23 protein-coding genes and 1 riboswitch are annotated in these 22,619 nt (G+C 37.8%); of the genes, 4 read left to right on the top strand and 19 right to left on the bottom strand.

What is annotated here, in order from left to right; translation table 11 throughout:
• Positions 1–96: 96 nt before the first annotated feature.
• From rfbD to dnaG, 5 genes are read right to left on the bottom strand one after another with little or no spacing between them, the layout of a single operon-like run.
• A complete protein-coding gene (rfbD, locus tag FRX51_RS01440) occupies positions 97–948 on the bottom strand; it encodes a dTDP-4-dehydrorhamnose reductase (protein ID WP_146495195.1) in 852 nt (283 codons plus the stop codon).
• 51 nt (positions 949–999) lie between these two features.
• Positions 1,000–1,926 (bottom strand): glycosyltransferase family 2 protein, encoded by a 927-nt coding sequence (locus tag FRX51_RS01435; RefSeq protein WP_146495193.1) that lies wholly within the window; start codon positions 1,924–1,926, stop codon positions 1,000–1,002.
• Positions 1,927–1,932: 6 nt separating this feature from the next.
• Positions 1,933–2,265 (bottom strand): metal-sulfur cluster assembly factor, encoded by a 333-nt coding sequence (locus FRX51_RS01430; protein ID WP_146495191.1) that lies wholly within the window; start codon positions 2,263–2,265, stop codon positions 1,933–1,935.
• A gap of 41 nt (positions 2,266–2,306) precedes the next feature.
• Positions 2,307–3,416, bottom strand: a complete 1,110-nt coding sequence (gene rpoD / locus FRX51_RS01425; RefSeq protein ID WP_146460258.1) for an RNA polymerase sigma factor RpoD — start codon at positions 3,414–3,416, stop codon at positions 2,307–2,309.
• Complete coding sequence (gene dnaG, locus FRX51_RS01420) at positions 3,413–5,188, bottom strand: DNA primase (RefSeq protein WP_261379779.1); 1,776 nt, start codon at positions 5,186–5,188, stop codon at positions 3,413–3,415. Before dnaG ends, rpoD begins: the two co-directional genes overlap by 4 nt.
• Before the next feature lie 158 nt (positions 5,189–5,346).
• Here dnaG and mscL point away from each other — a divergent pair, with 158 nt between their 5' ends.
• Positions 5,347–5,700, top strand: coding sequence for a large conductance mechanosensitive channel protein MscL (mscL, locus tag FRX51_RS01415; RefSeq protein ID WP_146495189.1), 354 nt, complete (start codon positions 5,347–5,349; stop codon positions 5,698–5,700).
• A 102-nt stretch (positions 5,701–5,802) separates the two neighbouring features.
• Here mscL and rpsU read toward each other — a convergent pair whose 3' ends face one another.
• The 8 genes from rpsU to FRX51_RS01375 form a co-directional block, all read right to left on the bottom strand.
• On the bottom strand, positions 5,803–5,979 hold the full coding sequence (rpsU, locus tag FRX51_RS01410) for a 30S ribosomal protein S21 (RefSeq protein WP_000048058.1): 177 nt from the start codon (positions 5,977–5,979) through the stop codon (positions 5,803–5,805).
• 162 nt (positions 5,980–6,141) lie between these two features.
• Positions 6,142–6,750 carry a superoxide dismutase gene (locus FRX51_RS01405; protein ID WP_146495187.1) on the bottom strand — a complete coding sequence of 203 codons (609 nt, stop codon included), beginning with the start codon at positions 6,748–6,750 and terminating at the stop codon, positions 6,142–6,144.
• A gap of 75 nt (positions 6,751–6,825) precedes the next feature.
• Positions 6,826–7,860 (bottom strand): DNA polymerase III subunit delta, encoded by a 1,035-nt coding sequence (holA, locus tag FRX51_RS01400; protein WP_146495185.1) that lies wholly within the window; start codon positions 7,858–7,860, stop codon positions 6,826–6,828.
• 94 nt (positions 7,861–7,954) lie between these two features.
• A complete protein-coding gene (locus FRX51_RS01395) occupies positions 7,955–8,398 on the bottom strand; it encodes a VOC family protein (RefSeq protein WP_146495182.1) in 444 nt (147 codons plus the stop codon).
• 80 nt (positions 8,399–8,478) lie between these two features.
• Positions 8,479–9,573, bottom strand: a complete 1,095-nt coding sequence (locus FRX51_RS01390) for a hypothetical protein (RefSeq protein WP_146495180.1) — start codon at positions 9,571–9,573, stop codon at positions 8,479–8,481.
• Between the two features lie 72 nt (positions 9,574–9,645).
• Positions 9,646–11,853 carry a DNA internalization-related competence protein ComEC/Rec2 gene (locus FRX51_RS01385; protein ID WP_146495178.1) on the bottom strand — a complete coding sequence of 736 codons (2,208 nt, stop codon included), beginning with the start codon at positions 11,851–11,853 and terminating at the stop codon, positions 9,646–9,648.
• Between the two features lie 16 nt (positions 11,854–11,869).
• A complete protein-coding gene (locus FRX51_RS01380) occupies positions 11,870–12,517 on the bottom strand; it encodes a helix-hairpin-helix domain-containing protein (protein WP_146495176.1) in 648 nt (215 codons plus the stop codon).
• Positions 12,518–12,593: 76 nt separating this feature from the next.
• Positions 12,594–13,334 carry a 1-acyl-sn-glycerol-3-phosphate acyltransferase gene (locus FRX51_RS01375; RefSeq protein ID WP_146495174.1) on the bottom strand — a complete coding sequence of 247 codons (741 nt, stop codon included), beginning with the start codon at positions 13,332–13,334 and terminating at the stop codon, positions 12,594–12,596.
• A 95-nt stretch (positions 13,335–13,429) separates the two neighbouring features.
• On the opposite strand from FRX51_RS01375, the gene FRX51_RS01370 reads away from it, so the two are divergent.
• Entirely contained in the window at positions 13,430–14,185 is a 756-nt protein-coding gene (locus tag FRX51_RS01370; RefSeq protein WP_146495172.1) for a tRNA1(Val) (adenine(37)-N6)-methyltransferase, read from the top strand.
• Positions 14,169–14,444, top strand: a complete 276-nt coding sequence (locus FRX51_RS01365; RefSeq protein ID WP_146495170.1) for a GIY-YIG nuclease family protein — start codon at positions 14,169–14,171, stop codon at positions 14,442–14,444. The genes FRX51_RS01370 and FRX51_RS01365 overlap by 17 nt, the downstream gene beginning before the upstream one ends.
• A 33-nt stretch (positions 14,445–14,477) precedes the next feature.
• Here the strand turns inward: FRX51_RS01365 and FRX51_RS01360 are convergent, their stop codons facing one another.
• From FRX51_RS01360 to murF, 5 genes are all read right to left on the bottom strand, one after another.
• Positions 14,478–16,025, bottom strand: coding sequence for a DEAD/DEAH box helicase (locus tag FRX51_RS01360; RefSeq protein ID WP_146495168.1), 1,548 nt, complete (start codon positions 16,023–16,025; stop codon positions 14,478–14,480).
• 210 nt (positions 16,026–16,235) lie between these two features.
• On the bottom strand, positions 16,236–16,829 hold the full coding sequence (locus FRX51_RS01355) for a DUF4230 domain-containing protein (RefSeq protein ID WP_186627075.1): 594 nt from the start codon (positions 16,827–16,829) through the stop codon (positions 16,236–16,238).
• A gap of 112 nt (positions 16,830–16,941) precedes the next feature.
• The gene (locus tag FRX51_RS01350) at positions 16,942–17,322 is read right to left on the bottom strand and encodes a PH domain-containing protein (RefSeq protein ID WP_146495166.1); all 381 of its coding nucleotides are present in this window, start codon (positions 17,320–17,322) and stop codon (positions 16,942–16,944) included.
• Between the two features lie 10 nt (positions 17,323–17,332).
• The gene (locus FRX51_RS01345; RefSeq protein ID WP_146495164.1) at positions 17,333–18,877 is read right to left on the bottom strand and encodes a peptide chain release factor 3; all 1,545 of its coding nucleotides are present in this window, start codon (positions 18,875–18,877) and stop codon (positions 17,333–17,335) included.
• Between the two features lie 485 nt (positions 18,878–19,362).
• Positions 19,363–20,733, bottom strand: a complete 1,371-nt coding sequence (murF, locus tag FRX51_RS01340; protein WP_146495529.1) for a UDP-N-acetylmuramoyl-tripeptide--D-alanyl-D-alanine ligase — start codon at positions 20,731–20,733, stop codon at positions 19,363–19,365.
• Between the two features lie 102 nt (positions 20,734–20,835).
• Positions 20,836–20,927, top strand: a riboswitch (THF riboswitch).
• A 36-nt stretch (positions 20,928–20,963) separates the two neighbouring features.
• Between murF and FRX51_RS01335 the strand changes: the two genes are divergently transcribed.
• Positions 20,964–21,518, top strand: coding sequence for a folate family ECF transporter S component (locus FRX51_RS01335; RefSeq protein WP_146495162.1), 555 nt, complete (start codon positions 20,964–20,966; stop codon positions 21,516–21,518).
• A 39-nt stretch (positions 21,519–21,557) separates the two neighbouring features.
• On the opposite strand, the gene FRX51_RS01330 is transcribed toward FRX51_RS01335, so the two are convergent.
• The gene (locus FRX51_RS01330) at positions 21,558–22,604 is read right to left on the bottom strand and encodes a D-alanine--D-alanine ligase (RefSeq protein WP_146495159.1); all 1,047 of its coding nucleotides are present in this window, start codon (positions 22,602–22,604) and stop codon (positions 21,558–21,560) included.
• Between the last annotated feature and the right edge of the window lie 15 nt (positions 22,605–22,619).

Here is a 22,619-nt window from a genome sequence, read left to right as displayed (position 1 = left end):
CACCTCTTTTTCATTACAATCATAGTCTATTATATCATATTTTATCTTGATTCAAACCTAAAAAGCTAGAGCCTAAGCCCTAGCTAACATCACTAATTATTTAAGCTCTTGACGATAAAATTCTTTGAGTGCATCTTGCCAGCTTGGAATAACAAATCCTGTCGCCTTAGCTTTATCAAGATTAAGCGTCGAATTAAATGGTCGCTTGGCCTTAGCTGGAAACTGACTAGAATCAACAGGGGATACCTTGACATCATGATTTTTTAGAATCTCACAGGCAAAATCATACCAAGTCATGTCTTCCTTAGCATCATTTGACAAATGGTAATAACCATAAGCCTTGCGATTTTCTGCCAAATAAGTCATAAATTCCGCCAGAGTACGTGTCCATGTTGGACGTCCATGTTGGTCATTGACCACTGTTAATTCCGGGTGTTTGTCTGCCAAAGACTGCATGGTAAAGACAAAGTTTTTACCATACTGACCAAATACCCAAGCTGTACGGATAATGTAGTAATCAGCCAAATACTTTTCAACAAGCTCTTCACCCAAACGTTTGGTGCGGCCATACTCCGTTTGTGGATTTGGTTGATCTGTTTCCAACCATTCTTGACCAACCGGCTTTTCTCCATCAAACACATAATCCGTAGAAATATAAACTAGCGTTGCCTTAAATTTGGCACAAGCCTTAGCGACATTTTCAGTACCCGTCACGTTAATGGCATAATTGAGTTCTTTTCCTTCATCTTCTGCTGCATCAACTGCCGTGTAAGCTGCACAATGATAGACCAAAGTTGGTTTGACTTGGGCAAATACTGCTTCGACTTTTTCTGCGTCAAGAATATCCATTTCAGCCACATCAACTGCTACATACTCTTCTTGACGTTCGTCCAAAAGATGACAAAGCTCTGTCCCTAATTGCCCCTTACTACCTGTTACTAAAATCATGATGTTCTCCTTTAGCTATTTTTTTCTATTCTACACTAAAAAAAGATATTTTCATCCTTTTTCTTTAATAATATAGACAGGTCGTTTTTTAGTTTCAAGGAAAATCTTGGCAATATACTTACCAATAATCCCTAGACTGAGTAACTGTAAACCACCAATAAATAAAATAATGGAAACCAAACTAGCCCAGCCAGTCACACTACCACCAATGGTTAGCTTGCGAATCACTACAAATAAAATCCCTAAAATCGAGGTCAAGAAAAATAAGGTTCCTGTCCACATTGAGAAATTAAGTGGGGCTTCTGAAAAGTTGATAAAACCATCCAAGGAATATTTGAAAAGACTCCAAAAATCCCAAGAGGTTTCACCCGCCACTCGTTCACGATTTTCATAACTGACATAGGTTACCTTAAAACCGACCCAAGAAAATAGCCCCTTAGAAAAACGATTAACCTCACTCAAAGAAAGGATACTATCGACGACTTGTCTTGTCATCAGACGAAAATCACGAGCCCCATCTACCATTTCAGTATCTGAAATTTTATTGATTAAAAAATAGAAAGAACGTGCAAAGAAAGAGCGAATAGGTGGTTCACCCTTTCTATCTGCCCGTCTGGTTCCAACCACATCATAACCCTCTTGGATTTTTTGATACATTTCTACCAACAGTTCAGGCGGATCTTGTAAATCCACATCCATGACCGTAATAAAATCACCAGTTGCTGCTTCAAGACCTGCCAATAGAGCTGCTTCTTTGCCGAAATTTCGTGAAAAAGATAGATAATGAACATTGTCAAACTGACTAGCTACATCACGCAGAACATCTAAAGTCTGATCTTTTGAGCCATCATTGATGAAAATATAATCAAAAGCCAATGCTTTTTCCATTTTTTTCTCAACCAATTGAGTGGCTGAGAGAAATGTTCTAATCGTTGCCTCTTCATTATAACAAGGCACCACTAATGATAAACGTTTCATCTCATCCTACCTTATTCCTAACGCAATGCGAGCATAGCGACTCAATTTTTCAGTTGACCAAGCTGGTGTCCAGACTAATTTTACCTCTGTCTTTGTGACTTCTGGAATTTCCTTCATCACATCATAAATCTGGTCAGTAATCAAATCAGCCAAGGGACATCCCATGGTCGTCAGGGTCATGTCAATTTCTGTTTCACCATTTTGTTCAAAACGAATATCATAAATTAAACCTAGATTAACAATATCAATTCCTAATTCTGGATCTAAGACCAATTCTAATTGCTCTAAAATTCGATCTTTGATGTGAAGAATTTCTTCTTCCGTATATCTTGCTGACATTTTTCTCCCTTAATTTATTGATGATAGCACTAATTAACTGATTAGTCTTCCATAAAATCGCGTAATTGCTTGCTACGACTTGGATGGCGTAATTTACGTAAGGCCTTAGCTTCAATTTGACGAATACGTTCACGCGTGACATTAAAGACCTTGCCGACATCTTCAAGAGTACGCATTTTCCCATCATCAAGTCCGAAACGCAAACGCAAGACATTTTCTTCACGATCAGTTAGGGTATCTAAAATTTCATCTAGTTGTTCGCGCAAGACAACTCGTGTTGTGTAATCTTCAGGATTTTCAATCACTTCATCCTCAATGAAATCACCCAAATGACTATCGTCTTCTTCACCAATTGGGGTTTCAAGAGATACAGGTTCTTGAGCAATTTTCAAAATCTCACGAACCTTATCCGGTGCCATATCCATACGTTCTGCAATCTGCTCCGGCGTTGGATCTTGCCCCAATTCTTGTAGAAGATTACGCTGTTCACGAACCAACTTATTGATGGTTTCAACCATGTGAACTGGAATCCGAATGGTACGAGCTTGATCGGCAATAGCACGCGTAATGGCTTGACGAATCCACCAAGTCGCATAGGTTGAAAACTTAAAACCTTTTTCATAATCAAATTTATCCACAGCTTTCATCAAGCCCATGTTACCTTCTTGGATTAAGTCCAAAAACTGCATGCCACGACCAACATAGCGTTTGGCAATTGAAACAACCAAGCGTAGATTGGCCTCAGCTAGACGTTGTTTGGCATACAAATCACCCGCAGCAACTGCTACCGCCAATTCTTTTTCCTCTTCATTCGTCAAAAGAGGCACAACCCCGATTTCCTTCAAATACATTCTAACAGGGTCATTAACCTTAGCGGAATTACTCCCCAAAAGCTCTTCGTCTGTTAATTCTTCTGGTTCAACTTCTTCTATGACGTACTTAGTCGAAGGGTTACCTTGCTTATCTGTAATCGCAATACCACCATCTGTCAAACGCTCTAACAAGTCATCAATTTGATCCGCATTTAAAGCAAAAGGAATGACCAATTTATCCGTAATCTCATCATCAACAGCCATACCAGCTTTTTTATGATGACGAATAAACTCTGCCACCTGCACATTAAAAGTTGTGATTTCTTTTGTTTCTGTCATAAGTCCTCTTTTTCCATTTGTCGTCGTTGGGCAATCATGGCTTCTAAATCCAAAATTGCCTGTTCTTGATTACCATAACGATTAGCCTGACGAATCCGTTCTTCCTGCTCTTTCACCTCTTTTTGTTGACGGTAATAATGCAAACGTTTTTCCAACTGGCTTAATTCTTCCTCACTAGGAACTACTGGCAACTCTTGCTCTAAAATATAATAATACATGTCTTGTTCTGCTTGCCCTAATTGTTCCAAACGCAAGCGATCCAATTCACCCTCAGCCAAGAGAATATCATACAAGTGTTGAATTTCTTTAGTTTGAAATAAGTCTCCCTCATGATAACGAAAATCTTGTAATAGATAATCATGATGCAATAAGCGATGAAATAATTGCATTTCTGCTCGAATTAAGGGAGATAGTTGTCGGCTCTTAGGCAGTTCAACAAAGGTGGCTATGTCATTGCTAGTAGATTTACCTTGAGATTTTCGATAGCGCCACCGCTCTTGATTGACTGCCTGCTCTACCTGTTCATAATTAAAATCAGGTAGAAGCTCCGCCATTTTGTGAATATAGGTTGTTTGTGCTGTAATAGACTGCTCTTTAGCCAAAAGCCTAGCTAAACGCTCAACATAGGTAATTTGAGCTTGTAAATTATCAATATTGTCAGGTAAGTAATGATGAATTAAAAACTCCATCTGACTAATTCGATTCTGCGTTAACAATTTAGCTAAATCTTCAGGTGAATTTTTTTGAACAAACTCATCTGGATCCATCTGCTCAGGTAAATGAACAACTTCTACCTTAAAGCCTTCTAAGATTGGTAGGGCCTTAGCCACTGCTTCTTGACCTGCCTGATCACCATCATAGGTCAAAATAATCTTTTTTGCATAAGATTTTAGATGTTTAGCATGCTCTGCTGTCAAAGCTGTTCCCATAGACGCCACACTATTCACCAAACCCGCACGATAAGCTGCAATGACATCCATAAACCCTTCCATGACATAGATTTCATCTTGCTTTTTAGCCACCGCCTTAGCTCGATCAAGATGATAAAGTTCGTAGGATTTATTGAAAATAGCTGTCGCTCGAGTGTTTTTATACTTGGCTTCTCCTGCCTGTTCTGCTTGCCAAATCCGACCAGAAAAACCAATCGTCTGTCCCTTATCATTGGTTAAAGGAAACATAATCCGATTTCTAAAGCTATCAAAAACCCGATTTCGCTCTGTTAACTGAAACAAACCTGATTGAAAAATTATCTTTTCTTCATACTTCTCAGCAACCGTTTGATAAAGATAATCACTCGCTTCAGGAGACAAGCCAATCTTAAAGTAAGTCAACAACTCATCAGTCAAACCACGTTGATAAAGGTATTGTTTGGCTGCCTGTCCTTCTTTGGTTGTCATTAAAATCGCATGATAAAAATTAACCGCTTCTTCATGAAGGTCATAAAATTTTTGCTGGGGGTTAGCTCGAAGTTTGGGTGTTTGTGCTGTAACAGTTGTCGTGATACCAACACGTTCTGCTAAAACTTGAACACTTTCCATAAAAGTAATTTGACGATAGTCTTCTAAAAAACGAAAAACGTCACCAGATTTCCCACAACCAAAACAGTGGTAAAATTGTCGGTCTTCCAAAACACTAAAGGACGGTGTTTTTTCTTTATGAAATGGACAATTTCCCAAATAATGACGACCAGAACGAGAAAGATTAACCACTTCGCCAATAACTTCTACAATATTGACTCGACTTTTAACCTCTTCAATCATCGCCTTATTCATTAAAAACACCTCCCCCACCCTAGCTTATTTTCATTTTACTTCTCATTATAGCATAGAGCAAAAAACTTGTAAAATAAAACAAACATAGGGCTTGCACACTCTACCAATTTCTTGTATAATAAATAAGAATGTTAAAAGAAAGGAGATTTGCAATCAGTATGTTAAAAGAACTTAAAGATTTTTTGTTCAAAGGAAATATTGTTGATTTGGCTGTCGCTGTGATTATCGGTGCTGCATTTAGCGCTATTGTGACATCTTTGGTAGCTGACATCATCACACCAATCATTGGTATGATTATTGGTCAACCAGATTTCTCAGGAATCATGCTTGGCTCTATCGCAATCGGTAAATTCATCAATGCAGTGGTTAACTTCCTTATTGTTGGTACAGTCATGTTCTTCATCGTTAAGGCTGCTAACAAAGCCATGAAAGCTCCTGCAGAAGAAGCGCCAGCTGGTCCAAGTCAAGAAGAACTTCTTGCTGAAATCCGTGACTTGCTTGCTAAAAAATAATCAAGTTTAACTGATTCAAAACTCCCAGTTTTTCTGGGTTTTTTCTTTTACCAGTATATAAAACAAAAAGACAGGAATCCCCTGTCTTTTAGCTAATCTCAATTAGAATTTTTTACGTTTACGAGCCGCTTCTGATTTACGTTTACGTTTTACAGAAGGTTTTTCGTAGAATTCACGCTTACGTGATTCTTGAAGTGTACCAGCTTTAGTAACAGAACGTTTGAAACGACGAAGAGCATCGTCAAGCGATTCATTCTTGCGTACAACTGTTTTTGACATGTGTTTCACTCCCCTCAATTTCAATGTAACATTTTCACGTTCCTTAATAGGATAGCTAATTTTTCATCTTTTGTCAACCATTTTCTATCTAATTTCTTATATTTCTCTCACTGTTAAGCAAAAAGAGCTAATCAAAATTAGCTCTTTTAACAAATTATGATTTTAAGCCTTAGCTGCTTCGTAGAGTTCATTAACCTTTGTCCAATTGATTATATCAAAGAAGGCTTTAATATAGTTTGGACGAACATTACGGTAGCTAAGGTAGTAAGCATGCTCCCAAACATCCAAACCAAGAATAGCTTGTTTGCCTTCCATAACTGGATTATCCTGATTACCTGTTGACATGATTTCCAATTTGCCTTCAGCATTAACTACAAGCCATGCCCAACCCGAACCAAAACGAGTTGTTGCCGCTGTTGTGAAAGCTTCTTTAAAGGCGTCAAACGAGCCAAATGTCGCTTCAATATCTGCTTGTAACTCAGCTGACGGACTTGTTTTCTCTAAAGTTAACAAGTCCCAAAACAAAGCATGATTCAAATGACCACCACCATTGTTGATGACTGCTTGACGAATATCAGCCGGAATACTCTTAACGTCTGCTAGTAAAGTTTCTAGGTCTTCACCAATTTCCGGGTATTTTTCAAGTGCTGCATTAACATTGGCTACATAAGTCGCATGATGCTTGTCATGGTGTAAGGTCATTGTTTCTGCATCAATATAAGGCTCCAAAGCATCGTAAGCATAAGGAAGATCTGGTAAAATAATCGCCATGTATTAGTCCTCTTTTCTTTTCTGATTTACTCTTTCATACTACCGAAAATTTTCCCATCTGACAAGTATTTTAACTTACTTGAGTTGACTAATCTTCAAAAGGGCCAAGTCAAACAAATAATCTTTTTCATAGCGTCCTTGCTTAATCTGATAATCCGTTTCAATCAAAATTTTCATGCTTTCTTGTAAAAAGTCTAACGAATAGTGCCTCATATCGCGCAAGGCAAATTTGACCTGATAAGGATTAACCTTGCGACCGAGATATTCAGACAAGTCTGAAATCAACTGATTCTCTGCTTTCCCCATTGATTGCAACGTTTTAAGTTGAGCAAAAAAACGAATTTGCCCTAACATAACGGCAATCAACTTAATCACATCTTCACCTTGCAAGGTTAAATCATGAGCTAATTCACGCGCTGACAACAATTTAGCTTGTAAGACAAACTGGGTTAAATCAAAAATATTATCTTGTAAACTCTTTGGTAATAAGTCATTGACATCCGTTGAGGTAATCTTTTCCTTCCCCTTATATGTTTTTAGAAAAAGTAGATTTTTCAAACTCGTACTAAAATCAAAATTCGATTTTAATAGTAACTGTTCTAAGGCTCCTGAAGTAAAAGTTAAACCTAAAGCTTGAGCTTCTCTATCAATATAGGCTCTTAATTCAGGCTCTTTTAGACTTTCTGCTTCAAATACCAAACCATCACGTTTAAGTAATTTGACCAAGCGACGCTTACCATCCAACTTTCCTGCACAGCAAATAATCAAACGTGTGCTTACAACTGGATTAGCCAAATACGACTCAAACTGTTTCATTTCCGTATCCGTCAAAATATTTTTCTTATTGGTCGTCATGTCAAAAAAATTGTCAAAAATAACAATTTTCTCATCAGCAAAAAAGGGAAGGCTTTCCAAATCTAAGGCTGCTTGCTCAAAACTTGTTTCCTCCAAATCAAAATAAGAATAGGTCAAATCACTCGCCTCAAAGCCAATACTGGCAAGCAAGGCTGCCTTACACTCTTGGTATTGTCCCAAATCATCACCAGCTAAAACTAAAATGGGTGGCAATTGACTTGCTTTGAGTTTTTTTATCTTGTCCAATATTATCATAGGGTTCATTATAACAAAAATCAAAACAATTTTCTTCACTAAACCAACAAATTTTATGCAATAAAAATTCCCTCTAATGATAGAGGGAAGGGCTTTATTTATCTGCGTAGTATTCTTGACCGAAATTCGCAACTTCTGCGTTAATCTGCCAAGTGATGCCAAACTGATCTGTTAAGTTGGCATAAGCTGGTGACCAAGGTGTTGCTTGTAATTCCAAGTTAATGGCTTTAGCGTTAACCGATAACTTGCGATAAAGGTCTTCTGCTGTCTGAGCATCATCCGTTACTAGCGCAACCGAAATATTATCTCCCATGGTATAAGGCAATTTAGGATCATTATCTGATAGCATAAAACGTTGGCCGTTTAGACGGAATTGAGCATTCATGACCAAATGTTCCATCTCAACGGGGCAATCTGGTAAGAAATCTTTGAACAGATTAACTTGTTCAACCGTTGCTCCCAAGGCTTCTTTATAAAACTCAATCGCCTTCAAGCCATCACCATTTGTTACTAAATAAACTTCCATTGCTTTTAACATCATTCATTTCCTTATCTAAATCACTAATTTTTGTTTCATTTTAACATAATTCCAACTCTCGACACAAGTAAAAACACCAACTAATAATCCGTATCTTCTGCAGCATCCCAAACATAACCATCTACAATGGCTGCTCTCTCTGTCATATAAACATAGTCATAAATATCTGTAACGCTTTTGACATCATCATAATAGTAATAATAGCCCGTTTTTGCATCTACATAAACATACTCATCATAAAACCATTCATAACCCTTGTCAATCGCTTCTGATTCTGGCATGGCAAGGTACTTATTACCGTTCTCTTCAAATTCCTTATTGTCATCAAAATAATAATAACTAGACTTATCATCAACATAAACAATCTCAACATCATTTTCTGTTTCTGTGTTTGCCGAAACAAAAACCTCTCCTGTGATCTCACCGGTTAGGTAATCAATGGTTACATGTGGTGCGATATTATCAAGTGTGACTGTTGCGATACCATTGGCATCAAAGTCTTCTTCGCCTTCAAGGTCTATTTTTTCAAGCTCACCTTTTGGCGTCAAACCAACATAACGAAGCTGCACTTGACGTGGAACAAGCTCTTCCCCTTGATAAATCAACTCTATTTTGTAATCGATCATATAGGATTTGTTTTTGGAGAATTGTTTCTTATCTGAATTCTTTTGCTTCATCCACTCAACAAGAGCTTTTTCATATTGGCTAATACTAAACAAACCTGTTCGCTTATCAAGAGGAAAACCGTTATCTGTATAATTTGTAATTAGAGCATGATTTCTTATAAAATTCATTACATCTCTAAATTTAAAATCTCCATGTTGCAATAAGTATCTCTGAGACCAAACCCTTTGTATGTAACCTTGGTCTAATTCGGTAGGAATTAGGTAACGGTCATTATTGACTTGATATCCTGGCAAATCACAATCTTGCAAGGAAGATTCAGCTGGATAAGTTTCAGCAGCCTTGGCCTCAGTATAAATACTTAATTGACCCTGTCCCCAAGTGGGACGACCGAGTTTGTCTAACTCTCCCAACTTAAAATAAGGCTTTGCTTTATAGGGTAACAGCCCCATATTTTCATAATCTTGTGCTGTTAAGGCTGTAACCTTGGTCGATAAGAGCAAACAAGCTATAAAAACCATCAAGATCACTGGCTTAATGATTCGTTTCATCATCCCTCTCCTTTATATTATCTAGTTATAGCTTTATTTTAACATATTTTCAGTGAGCAAATTAGCAAAAAATTAACGAACGGTGTCAAGTTGCCAGTTGTTTTGTCCAGAAAATCGAATGGCTCCTTGTTGGTCAGTGCGATAAATTTTTATAGCTCGTTCATTAAGACGGTCTAGAGTTTCTTGATGAGGGTGCTGATACCGATTATTTGGACCAGCTGAAATCAAAGCAATTTTTGGCATCACCTTATCTAAAAAATTCGACGACGATGAACCACGACTGCCATGATGACCAACTTTCAAAACATCCACCTGTAAATTAGGATAGGTTGCTAGTAGCTCTTGCTCCCCTGCTTCTTCTAAATCACCTGTAAACAGAAAAGTCAACCCCAACAAGCGACCATATAAAACCACAGAGTCATCATTGTCGCCATCACCTTGTTTCAATGGAGCAAGAACTTTTAAGGCAGAGTTCATAATTGGTAAGTTATCTCCAGCACTTACTGTTTTTACCTTACTATTCAAACGACCTAAACGATTACGAAAACCTGTTTTTGTTAAACTTCCTTGACTGACCAAGAGTTGATCAACTTTAAGCTCTTTCGTTAACATTTCCAAATCCCCCATGTGATCTTCATGAGCATGGGTAACGATTAACTGATTGATTCGTCCAATCCCTCGACTTTTTAGATACGGAATTAGACTGTCTTTAGCATTGACTGATTGAACTCCTTGACGCCACACTTCTTTTTTATTTACAGTCAAACGTCCCCCAGTATCAATCAAAATGGTCTTACCTGACATATCTCTGATTAAAATACTATCACCTTGTCCAACATTAACCATAGTAACTTCATTTTCCAAAGGATTTTTAACTAAGAAAAATAGCAGAGCTAATATGATACTAAAACCAATGACAAATTGTTTGTTTCGATAATAATCATAAAGAAAAGCTAAAATCAATAACACAACAAATAATAACCAAGCACTTGGACTTCCTAAAATCAATGGTTTTGTCAACCAAGAACCAAACCCTTTCAACAAGCTTTCCAAGATGACAAATAATGGATTTAGCCAAGTTAACTTATAAATGGGAGAGATGATAAATGCTAGCGATAGCAGGGGCAAAATGACTTGGTCAAATACAAAGGATAAGAGAGCCGTTAATACAATCGACCATGGTTGAAAAACGGAAAAATAAGTCAATAAAATAGGAACACTACCTAGACTAATGGTCAGCACTTCTGCTAATTTTCTTCTCATCTGATTTAATTGACTAAAATCCATCATACTGATGATAAACGCATAAGTAAAACTCAACACACCTGCTGTCGTTAGTAAAACATTGGGCATAGCTAGTAAACAGATCAGTAAAGTCAAAGCAAAATTGTCTAGTTTTTTAAGACCCAAACGTCCTAGAAAAGCCTGTATCAGACTCCGAATAACTGAAATTGAAAAACCAGTTAATCCAGCATAAAAAAAAGAAAATAGTAATTGCAATCCATCAACCCAGTCTTGCCTTAACCCTAAACGCAAGCAGATTTTACGAAAATAATGGATAAAAAAGCCCACTTGCATACCAGAAAGTGCAAAAAGATGAATAATACCAAGCTCTTGATAAAGATCGCTCATCTCTGAAAAATCCTTATCTAAATAGCCAAATAGCAATCCTGTCATGTAATGACTCATAGGAGCTGGAAAACCTTGCTTAATGCTCACGATAGCCTGTCGTCGCCATTGATGCAGGTAATCAAGTAGAGATAGCTTTTGTATAATCGTCATTTTTTTAATAGACTGGATACTTAAAATTCGATAAATCCCTTGATTTTTAAGATAGGCACGATAATCAAAACCAGAGAAATTTCTTTTTTCACTAGCTTGGCTCAATTCCCCTTCAACTTCTAGGGTCATTGTTTGGCTCAAACGGCTAAAATATTCTTTTTCTTCAACTGATTTTAAAGTATAAAAGGTTTGATAACGCCAGCCATCTGCTGTGGCTTGAAACGTCAGCCGATCTCCATTGATACTCATGGTATCTGGAATCACTTGGACTTGGTTGACTTGAATAGGGGCTTTTTTATCATTTAGTTCCATCTGCTGAAAATGATAAACAAAATAAAGTAAAAATCCTACTAAAAGAATTAAATTAGATACAAAAACTTTTAACGGATAAAAATACCATAAACCAATTAGGGCAATAGATAATAGAATCCCTAAACCCAAAAAATGATAGGCTAAAATAAGGTAACTTAAACACACCAAAAAAGTCAAATAAATCATAGGTAGTCCCAAAGATTTAATCAACGCTAATCAACTCCCTTAATTTTTCAAACGTTTTCTCTCCAATACCTGATACTTTTTTCAAATCATCCACAGTCTGAAAAGAGCCGTTACTCTCACGATAATCAATAATATCCTGAGCTCGCTTAGCTCCGATTCCTGAAATGGTCTGCAAGTCACTAAGGCTAGCTTGATTGATATTGACCTTAGATGAAGCTAACTGGCTTTCCTCATCAGTCTTTATTTGAGGTGTAACAACACTGATATTTTCTCCTTGACTTGCCACATAAATAACACTAGCATCGGTCAACTTTTGAGCTAAATTGACAGATTTTTTATCAGCTAATTCAGTCAAACCACCTGCTGCCTTAATGGCATCATTTACTCGGCTACCTGCGGGTAGTTGATAAACACCTTCTTTTTTAACTTCTCCCTTGATGTCAACCACTAAAACATCTTGCTCACTTTCAGAACTAAGACTGCGGTCACTAGTTAATACTTCCCTTTGTTCAACCACTTGATTACTCGAACTGGTCAACAATAGATCATCTTGTTCTTTTGTAGGTTGAAAAAAGCTAAAATAAGTTAAGAATAAAAAGATGACACCACCTAAGCCTACTAGTAAAAATTTTTTATTTTTGATTTCGGTTAATATGTGATCCATAAGTCCCCTCCTTATCCTTTTATTCGTAATCAAACACACAAAAAAGAACACCTGACATCAGGTGTTCAACAAGGATTTAGTTACGATGCTTATCAGGATTCCAAACAAAGCTAGCTAACCAGCTAAAAACAAGTGTCAAGAAGACTAAAATGATTGCGACAAAAGCCGCTGGAATCCGAATCAGATACCATAAAACAGATGGTTTTTTAGGATTATGATAATTTTGATTTCCTTGATCTAATTGATCAAAAGCCGTTTGAATTCGACTAGCCACTTCTTCGACACCTACATTATCCATACGTTTAATGTCTGAAATGTCAATCGGTTCTCCAAAATTCATATCCACTCGCTCACGAGAAATCAATCCCTTTAAGGTCATTGGTCCAAGATAGGCTGATGGTACAATACGAACCTTTGCCATCTTAGCAATTAAGGCAACACCACCTTTAACATCATTAGAATGTCTGCTACCACTTGGAAACATAATCAAAGAGCGTGAGCTTTTTTTCAGCATATTGATAGGATAACGAATGGCTTCTTGACCTGGATTTTCACGATCAATAGGAAAGGCACCACACATACGAATCCACCAACCAAAAATCCGATTGGTAAATAATTCCTTTTTAGCCATAAAGATAAACTGTTTGGGACGAGCAGCAAAGGCCATAAAAACAGGATCCCACCAAGTACGATGAGGGGCTACTAGGATATAATTTTCCTCGGCATCAGGAATCTTATCTTGATTATGATAATGGACATTGCCATTGATAATCCAAAGTAAAAAGACCACTAAACCACGAAGATAGGTATAAAACATAGGTTTTCCTTACTTTCTTACTGAAATAACTTATTCTTTTATTGTACCATATTTGAAATGAAACAACAATCAAGTAAATATGATATAATAAAGTCATGGAAAATCCGCATTTACTAGAAAATGAACGAATCGATCAACTCTTTTCAACTGATGTGAAAATTATTCAAAATCGTGACGTTTTTAGTTACTCTGTTGACTCTGTCTTACTCTCTCGCTTTCCCAAATACCCACAAAAAAACGGTTTAATCGTCGATCTTTGTAGTGGCAATGGCGCAGTTGCCCTTTTTGCCAGCAGTCAGACTAAAAGTTCCATTCTGGCAATTGAATTACAGGAACGCTTGGCAGACATGGCAAAACGCTCTGTTCAACTCAATCAACTAGACCAACAAGTAACCGTTGTTCAAGACGATTTGAAAAATCTACTTCAACACGTCCCACGTTCGCAAGTTGATTTAATCGTGTGTAACCCTCCTTATTTTAAGGCTAGTGACACATCGAAAAAAAATCTATCTGAACACTATCTTTTAGCCCGTCACGAAATCACAACCAACTTAGATGAAATTTGTCAGGTGAGTCAACAAGCGCTAAAATCCAATGGTCGTTTAGCCCTTGTTCATCGTCCTGACCGTTTTTTAGAGATTATTGACACCTTAAAAGCATATAAGTTAGCTCCTAAGCAAGTGCAGTTTGTTTATCCCAAGTTGGAAAAAGAAGCTAACATGCTCTTGATTGAAGCCATTAAAGATGGCTCAATGGATGGCTTTAAGATTTTGCCACCACTGATTATCCACAAGGATAATGGCGACTACACAGATGAGATTTTTGAGATTTATTATGGTAAAAGAAACTAAAGCTTATCTTTATGTGCTACGTTGCCGAGATAATTCGCTTTATACAGGCTATACCACCAATATAGATAGACGACTGAAGACCCACCAAACAGGAAAAGGAGCCAAATACACCAAAAGTAGATTGCCTGTCGAATTGATTTATTGGGAAAGTTTTGACAGCAAATCCCAAGCTATGTCAGCAGAAAGCTTGTTTAAACAAAAAACAAGGCGACAAAAGTTAGATTATATTGCTAGCAAAACTGCTTCGTTTAAAGATTAAATAAAAAGACAAGGCCTATTAGACCTTGTCTTTTTATTTATCGCCTTTGTTACGAATAACAAAACCATTTTTCTTTTCACTAGAAGTACGATGAGGACGCTTATTGCCTTTATTTTCAAAATCACGACTATTTTTATTAGAACGACGTTTGAAATCACGGCGACCACCATCACGTTGATCCGATTTGCGACCAGAACGTTGTTGATTTCTACCACCTTTATGACCAAAGCCATTACCTGATGGCTTAAATGGCAATGGTTTTTCACGAGCAATCTCAATCTCTGGCATCGTATCTGGGTCTTGAACCGTCAAACTCAAGATGTAGAGTGCCAATTCTTCTGGCGTAAATTGACCAGCTAATTTAATGGCATCACTCTTGAATTTATCAAATCCAGCAGTGATTTTTTCATCCGCCAAATCACGAGCAATTTTTTTCAAAGCGACTTTCTTTTTAGCTTGGAAAGCTTCTTGAGCTGTTGCTGGTTTAAGACCTTTCATGCGTTTCTTGGTTAGGTTCTCAATGATAGAGAGGTAACCCATTTCATTTGGCGACACAAAAGTAATAGACTGACCATGCTTACCTGCTCGACCTGTACGACCGATACGGTGAACATAGCTTTCTGGGTCTTGTGGAATATCGTAGTTATAAACGTGGGTCACTCCTGAAATATCCAAACCACGAGCTGCCACATCTGTTGCCACCAAAATATCTAACTCATCGTTTTTAAAATCACGAAGAACACGAAGGCGTTTACCTTGATCAAGATCACCATGGATACCTTCCGCACGGAAACCACGTAATTTCAAGCCACGAGTCAACTCATCCACACGGCGTTTGGTACGACCAAATACAATGGCTAATTCTGGCTGATCAACGTCCATCAAACGAGTCATGGTGTCAAATTTTTCTTGCTCACGCACACGAATATAGTATTGGTCAACCAATTCAGTTGTCAATTCCTTAGCAGCGATTTTAACATGCTCAGGCTCTTTCATAAAGGTCACACCGATTCGCTTAATCGCTTCTGGCATAGTCGCTGAAAAGAGCAAAGTCTGACGACTATCTGGCACACGGCTGATGATCGCTTCAATATCTTCCAAGAAGCCCATGTTGAGCATTTCATCTGCTTCATCCAAAATCAAGGTTTCAATATCAGAGAGTTTCAAGGCCTTGCGTTTAATCAAATCCAAAAGACGACCTGGTGTTCCAACAACGATATGAGCTCCTGAACGAAGAGCCTTGATTTGTTTTTCAATACTAGAACCACCATAAACTGAACGAACCTTAACACCTTTATCACGACCAAAACGGAATAGTTCTTCTTGACATTGTACTGCCAATTCACGAGTTGGAGCAATAATCAAGGCTTGAATCGTATTATCTTCTGTATGAATCTTATTTAAGGTTGGCAAACCAAAGGCTGCCGTTTTACCAGTCCCTGTTTGAGCCTGACCAATGACATCCTTATTAGCAAGTGCAAGAGGGATGGTCATTTCTTGAATTGGTGATGGCTCAACAAAGCCAGCTTTTTCCACAGCAGATAAAATGTCTGCTGATAGGTCTAAATCTGTAAATTTCATAATTTCCTTTTCTAATAAAAGGCAGTGCGAAGCTGCCTTATGACGCTTAATTTTATAACATTCCCTGTCGGCAAAAGAGCTAAACACTCAATCACTAACTAAGTAACCTACTTAGTATAACACAAAGTCAACTAATATGATAGAAAGAAAGTGAGAAAAAGTCAATAAAGCGTTGTCAAAGAAAAAAGCACCGCTAGGGTGCTTGATAACTTATTTGAAAACAAAATCCAGTTCAATATTTGGGTTGATCGATTTGAAAAGGGTTCGATAGTAGTCCTTGGCAGCGATTTGCAACTGTTCTTGGTATTTCTCTAAATACTCTTTTTGCTCTTTATTACTCAGTGCTTTTGTTGCCAACTCACCTGTGTCAACATTTTTGGTAAAAACGCTAAGCAACTCTCCACTCGAATCATAGAGTTTATAAGGATCAACCTTGGCTTGTTCCACACCAATCACTTCAAACTTAGGTACCGTAATCTGATAACGATTATCACTAGTTTGACGAATTGATACAGGTTTTTTTATACCCAACTTAGCCTGGTAATTTAAGATGATAATAGTTTTTTTCTCTGTCAAAGGCAGATTAAACTTAGAAAAAAGTTTGACATTATTTTTTTGGGTTTCAATACGCTGAACACCCACATTAAGAAAGACGGTCTCCTTGACTTTTTCAATATACTGCACCACACTAGACGAGCTATTGTTCGAAGTAGTCCCAATGATACCGGTATAATTGAGAGTAAAAAATCCCCCGATCAATAAAGCAGCTAAAATAAATAAACAAACCATGGCTTTGCGTAACATCTTTTTCTCCCTGTGTCTTTTCTTTCATTATATCACCTTGTTCACGAAAAATGATTTTTCAACTACAAGCTATTCTTAAAAACCTCAGTCGTATCACTGAGGTTTCTAAATATTATTTCAACACCGCTTCAGCTAAAGCCTGTTGAATTTGAATGACGTTTTTATCACGTTTGAATTGGAGCGTTTCAGCTGGTTCAACTCCTGATGAAATCCAAATTTTTAATTCGGCATCAAGATCAAAATGCCCTGAGGTTTCTACAGTAAAACGAGAAATTGAACGATAAGGTAATGACTTGTACGATGTTTTCTTGCCTGTCATACCCTGTTTATCTACTAAGATTAAACGACGCTCAGTAAAGACAATCAAATCACGCACCAAACTAAAGGCTAATTCAACTTGCTCACCAGCCACTAAAATATCAGCCAATTCTCTTTCTACTCGATCGTTATCTTTTTGTGAGGCATTGCCTAACAAACCTGAAAATAGTCCCATTTTATTCTCCTTACATTTTTTCTTCTAATTGCACATCTGGATATTTATCGGCAAACCAACGCAGAGCAAAGTCATTCTCAAAAAGAAAAACCGGTTGGTCAAAACGATCACGTGCCAAGATATTACGGCTTGAACTCATGCGTTCATCTAAATCCTCTTCACTAATCCAACGCACAGTCTTTTTCCCCATCGGTGTCATGACCACTTCAGCATTGTATTCCCCCTCCATACGATGCTTAAACACTTCAAATTGAAGTTGCCCAACAGCTCCCAGCATATACTCACCTGTTTGGTAGTTTTTATAGAGCTGAATGGCCCCTTCTTGCACCAGTTGTTCAATTCCTTTATGGAATGATTTTTGTTTCATGACATTTTTTGTAGCAACTTTCATGAAAATCTCTGGGGTAAAGGTTGGCAAAGGTTCAAACTCAAATTTGTTTTTACCAACTGTTAAGGTGTCTCCAACTTGATAAGTATCTGTATCATAAACACCGATAATATCACCAGCCACGGCATTCTCTACATTTTCACGACTTTCCGCCATAAATTGAGTAACATTAGACAACTTGGCAGACTTACCGGTCCGAGAGAGATTGACGGCCATCCCTTTTTCAAACTGACCTGATACAATACGCACAAAAGCGATACGATCACGGTGACGGGGATCCATATTGGCTTGAATTTTGAAAACAAAACCAGAAAAATCTTGGTTGAGTGGATCAATAACTTCTTCATCCTTTGTTCGATGACCATGTGGTTCTGGTGCAAATTCCAAGAAAGAATCAAGGAAGGTCTGCACACCAAAATTCGTCAAGGCTGAACCAAAAAAGACAGGGGTCAACTCACCACTTAAAATCGCCTCACGAGAAAAATCATTTCCAGCTTCTTCCAATAATTCCACGTCTTCTAAGACTTGTTCGTAGAAGGGGTTGTTGGCAAACAGACTAGCTCCTTGGTCAAAAGAAGCAAAGCGTTCATCACCTTTGTATAACTCTAAACGTTTGTTATACAAATCATACAAACCTTCAAAGCTCTTACCCATACCAATCGGCCAATTCATCGGATAGCTAGCAATGCCCAAGACTTCTTCTAATTCTTCCAACAAGTCAAGCGGCTCACGCCCATCACGGTCTAATTTATTGATAAAGGTAAAAACTGGAATGTTGCGATGCTTAACGACTTCAAATAGTTTCTTGGTCTGAGCCTCGATACCCTTAGCTGAATCCACCACCATAACCGCCGCATCTACTGCCATCAAGGTACGGTAGGTATCCTCAGAAAAATCCTCATGCCCTGGGGTATCAAGAATATTCACTCGCTTACCAGCATAGTCAAACTGCATGACAGAAGATGTGACTGAAATTCCTCTTTGTTTTTCAATATCCATCCAATCTGATTTAGCAAAGTTACCAGTCTTTTTTCCCTTGACTGTTCCTGCCTCACGAATCTCACCACCAAAATAAAGCAACTGCTCTGTAATCGTCGTTTTACCAGCATCCGGGTGACTGATAATGGCAAAGGTTCGACGTTTTTTAATCTCATCTTGTAAAGACATCTTTTCTCCCTATTTTACAAATCATTAAATGATGTGTTCTGTATTGTCATTATACCCCAACTCTTAGCTTTTCGCAATAAAATAAAAGTCTTATTGTTGTCACTAACTAACTATAAGATAATGCACTTGATTAAATAGAAAAAGAAAATAACACAATGACCTTAACCCAAAAAATGGCTCGTTTTAGTCATTTTACTAGCCGTCACTAGCTATGGTATCGATACGAAAGTTGCTATCTTAGCAAGCTACAACGACTCGTTAGATGGTTATTCTCATTTTCTCTTGGTTTATAATTTAATTGGCCTTTATTTTATCCCATTTGTTTATGATCTCAAACTTGAGTTAGCATGATTTTTATTCTGTCATACTAATTGTTTGATTGGTTAATCTAAAACAATCTCTTGAAAACGACAACTTCTACCATTCATGGCTTTGATTTAATCCTTTATCTTCTTTTAGTTGCCAAAAATAAGAGCTAGTTTAATCTAGCTCTTATTTTCTAATACATCTACAATTTTTGCCAAATTCATCGAGTTGCTACCCTTTAGAAGAATCTGATCATCCCTATCTAGTTCTGCTACAATAGTTGCCACTAACTGTTCAAAATCATCTTGCTGGTCATTTTTAACAAAGTAATGAACAGTCCCTTGGGGAAACTTAGCAGCCGCCAAGTCAAATAGACCCTTAATATCTTGACCATAAAGATAAATCTGATCAAAATCATCAGGAGATAAACTATCAATCATGCTCTCATGAAGGGCTTGTGATGTTGGCCCAAGCTCTTTCATATCTGCTAAGACAACCAATTTGCGACCAGCTTCATTTTTAGGAATATTAGCAAAGGTTTCAAGAATCAATCGCATGGCAGTCGGATTGGCATTATAGACATCACTGAGAATGTCTGCACCATTACTAGCCTTTTTCCATTCTGTTCGGTTCTTGGTTAAGTTAAGGTGAGCCAAAGCTGAGATAATCTTTTCTTGACTGATTCCTTCTTCTAAGGCAATATAGGCTGCAATCATGGCATTCGTTGCATTATATTTGCCAGTCACGGGAATACTTAATTCTTCATCTAAGAAATTCACTCTAAATCTCAAAGACTCTTTTTCTTCAACCAAGTTTGTCAGATAAAGCTCTCCTCCTTGACCAAAACGTTTAACCGTCTGACCTTGAGGGATAAACTCATCCACAATCGCATCATTAGGGATTAACAACAAGCTATCCAATGCCATGCCTTTTGTCAACTGCATCTTACCTTGAGCAATTTTTTGACGTGTGCCAAAAAACTCCAAATGGGCTTCACCAATCAAGGTAATAGCTGCCAATTTTGGTCGAGCAATCTCTGACAACAGCGCAATATCACCTAAGTGGTCTTGCCCCATTTCTAAAACTAACTTTTGAGTATCTTTTGGCATAGAAAGAATGGTATAAGGTAGTCCTATTTCATTATTGTAGTTCCCTTGTGTTTTATAGGTGGGATAAGTCGTTGCCAAAAGGTCAAAAATCATATCCTTGGTCGTGGTCTTACCATTAGAACCTGTCACCGCAATAACATCAACCCCTGTCTTATCAATATAGTAACTTGCCAACGTTTGTAGAGCCACCAAACAATCATCAACTAAAAGATAAGGAACATCAACCAAGTCTTTCTCAGATAGGGTTACAACTGCCCCTTTTTCAATAGCTAAGTCAATAAAATCATGACCATCACGCAAGCCTTTTAAGGGAATAAATAAATCCCCCTTTTCAATCAAACGACTATCAAACTCAATTTTATTGATTGGTAAGTCTGATAATAGATTGGTATCGTTTTTAGCTCCAATAACACGAGCAATTTCTTGTAAGGTTAAATTCATCTCAATCATTCTTTCTTTTTCTTTCTCTTTATTATATCATAAACTAGACTTGTCATTGGGCAAATATCTGCTATAATATTAGACGGTAGCCAAAGGCTACCTTACAGAGTAGATGATTCGCGTTAAGTGTGTGTGAATGGGATGTTGTCACACAACGAAACCTATTGGTGCGGTGAATCATTGCATCCGCTGTTATTTCCATAACAGCTCCACTTGTGAAAGGAGCACAAATGAACACTTTATTTTCTAGACCAAAAATGACTAGTCAACGTTTGGTAACTTTAGCCATGTTGGCTGCCCTTGCCATTGTCATTAGTAAATTTTCCATTACGGTCATCCCCAACCAACTGGTTGTAGGTTTTACCTTTATCGTTAATACCATTATCGGTATGGTGGCAGGACCTATTTGGAGTTTTATTACCCTTGCCTTGATTGATGTTGTTGATAACCTTAGTAGTGGACAAGGTAATTTTATTATTTGGTGGACAGTCATGGAAGCCATTGAAGGCTTACTTTATGGACTCTTCTTCCACGGTCATTTGCTATCAAAAACTAAAAAACAAGACTGGTTCAGAGTAACCTTGGCTGTTTTAGTCATCATGCTTTTTAGCACCTTCTTGATGACACCATTTTTGATTCAGACCTACTTTGGTACCCCTATTATCGCCCAGTATTTAGCTGGTCGTTGGTTGAAAATCTTTGAAATTCCTGTGCGTATTGTAGCCATCATGCTACTTATCCCACAGTTACAAAAAATTCCTGAATTAAGAAAACTTGTTAAATAAAAAACTCAGCGTATCATCCCTACGCTGAGTTTTATGATATTAAAGTAAATGACTTTCTCGCTTATCAAACATTTCTTGAGCCAGTTGAACCAAGCGTTCAATCAAATCGCTATAAGCCAAGCCCATATTCTCCCAGAGAAGTGGATACATTGACCACTGCGTAAAACCTGGCATGGTGTTTAGTTCGTTAAGGTAAATCTTACCATCTGCCGTCAAAAAGAAATCACATCGAGATAAGCCGCAGCCACCAATCGCACGAAAGGCTTGTGCTGCATAAGCTCGCATCTGCTCCATAACTTGAGTATCAATCTTGGCTGGGATTTCCATGGTAATCTTATTATCAATATATTTGGCTTGATAATCGTAAAAGGCAACATCTTTAACCACTTCACCTGCTTCTGTAGTCTTCACATCACTATTACCCAAAAGACCAACTTCGATTTCACGTGCATCAACCCCTTGCTCAATCAAGATGCGGTTGTCATATTTCAGAGCGAGTGTAATGGCCGCACGCAAGTCAGCTTGATTGTCTGCCTTTGAAATACCAACACTTGATCCCATATTAGCAGGCTTGACAAAAACAGGGTAAGTCAAGTTAGCTTCTACCTCAGCCACTTTTGCCTCTATCTCATCTCCTTCAAGAAAGACCACATAGGCCACTTGAGGAATTCCCACTGTAGCTAGGACTTGTTTGGTCACAATCTTATCCATGGCTACTGATGAACTAAGGACATTGGTGCCGACATAAGCCATGCCAAGCACTTCTAGAAAACCTTGGACTGAGCCATCTTCGCCCATAGGCCCGTGAAGAACAGGGAAAACAACCGCTCCTTCTTCATAAATGTCACTTGGCTTCACTTGTTGGCTTAAATTAACCGTATCATTGGTCATCAATTTTTCGTCTTGACCTGGCTGACTAGTAAATTCTTGCGTTTTGATAAATTGACCACTTTTGGTAATAAAATAAGTTTTTACAGAAAACTTATCATAATTGACTGCTCGCATCACACTTTCTGCTGATAAAACTGAAACGTCACGCTCTGCTGATCGACCACCGTATAATAAAATTAAGCTTTGTTTTGTCATCTTTATCTCACTTTC

The organism is Streptococcus sp. sy010 (assembly GCF_007859175.1).
GTDB lineage: Bacteria > Bacillota > Bacilli > Lactobacillales > Streptococcaceae > Streptococcus.
The sequence above is the reverse complement of the archived record's forward strand: the minus strand, read 5'-3'. Positions and strand labels throughout refer to the sequence as shown.

Coding starts and splice junctions, on each gene's coding strand:
- FRX51_RS01370 (WP_146495172.1), top strand. CDS start 13,430: ATGGAAAATCCGCATTTACTAGAAAATGAACGAATCGATCAACTCTTT.
- FRX51_RS01405 (WP_146495187.1), bottom strand. CDS start 6,750: ATGGCGATTATTTTACCAGATCTTCCTTATGCTTACGATGCTTTGGAG.
- FRX51_RS01355 (WP_186627075.1), bottom strand. CDS start 16,829: ATGTTACGCAAAGCCATGGTTTGTTTATTTATTTTAGCTGCTTTATTG.
- FRX51_RS01345 (WP_146495164.1), bottom strand. CDS start 18,877: ATGTCTTTACAAGATGAGATTAAAAAACGTCGAACCTTTGCCATTATC.
- FRX51_RS01335 (WP_146495162.1), top strand. CDS start 20,964: ATGAACACTTTATTTTCTAGACCAAAAATGACTAGTCAACGTTTGGTA.
- dnaG (WP_261379779.1), bottom strand. CDS start 5,188: ATGAATAAGGCGATGATTGAAGAGGTTAAAAGTCGAGTCAATATTGTA.
- murF (WP_146495529.1), bottom strand. CDS start 20,733: ATGAATTTAACCTTACAAGAAATTGCTCGTGTTATTGGAGCTAAAAAC.
- FRX51_RS01375 (WP_146495174.1), bottom strand. CDS start 13,334: ATGTTTTATACCTATCTTCGTGGTTTAGTGGTCTTTTTACTTTGGATT.
- rpoD (WP_146460258.1), bottom strand. CDS start 3,416: ATGACAGAAACAAAAGAAATCACAACTTTTAATGTGCAGGTGGCAGAG.
- FRX51_RS01365 (WP_146495170.1), top strand. CDS start 14,169: ATGGTAAAAGAAACTAAAGCTTATCTTTATGTGCTACGTTGCCGAGAT.
- FRX51_RS01350 (WP_146495166.1), bottom strand. CDS start 17,322: ATGGGACTATTTTCAGGTTTGTTAGGCAATGCCTCACAAAAAGATAAC.
- FRX51_RS01380 (WP_146495176.1), bottom strand. CDS start 12,517: ATGGATCACATATTAACCGAAATCAAAAATAAAAAATTTTTACTAGTA.
- FRX51_RS01360 (WP_146495168.1), bottom strand. CDS start 16,025: ATGAAATTTACAGATTTAGACCTATCAGCAGACATTTTATCTGCTGTG.
- FRX51_RS01385 (WP_146495178.1), bottom strand. CDS start 11,853: ATGATTTATTTGACTTTTTTGGTGTGTTTAAGTTACCTTATTTTAGCC.
- rpsU (WP_000048058.1), bottom strand. CDS start 5,979: ATGTCAAAAACAGTTGTACGCAAGAATGAATCGCTTGACGATGCTCTT.
- mscL (WP_146495189.1), top strand. CDS start 5,347: ATGTTAAAAGAACTTAAAGATTTTTTGTTCAAAGGAAATATTGTTGAT.
- FRX51_RS01435 (WP_146495193.1), bottom strand. CDS start 1,926: ATGAAACGTTTATCATTAGTGGTGCCTTGTTATAATGAAGAGGCAACG.
- FRX51_RS01395 (WP_146495182.1), bottom strand. CDS start 8,398: ATGTTAAAAGCAATGGAAGTTTATTTAGTAACAAATGGTGATGGCTTG.
- FRX51_RS01390 (WP_146495180.1), bottom strand. CDS start 9,573: ATGAAACGAATCATTAAGCCAGTGATCTTGATGGTTTTTATAGCTTGT.
- rfbD (WP_146495195.1), bottom strand. CDS start 948: ATGATTTTAGTAACAGGTAGTAAGGGGCAATTAGGGACAGAGCTTTGT.
- FRX51_RS01430 (WP_146495191.1), bottom strand. CDS start 2,265: ATGTCAGCAAGATATACGGAAGAAGAAATTCTTCACATCAAAGATCGA.
- holA (WP_146495185.1), bottom strand. CDS start 7,860: ATGATAATATTGGACAAGATAAAAAAACTCAAAGCAAGTCAATTGCCA.
- FRX51_RS01330 (WP_146495159.1), bottom strand. CDS start 22,604: ATGACAAAACAAAGCTTAATTTTATTATACGGTGGTCGATCAGCAGAG.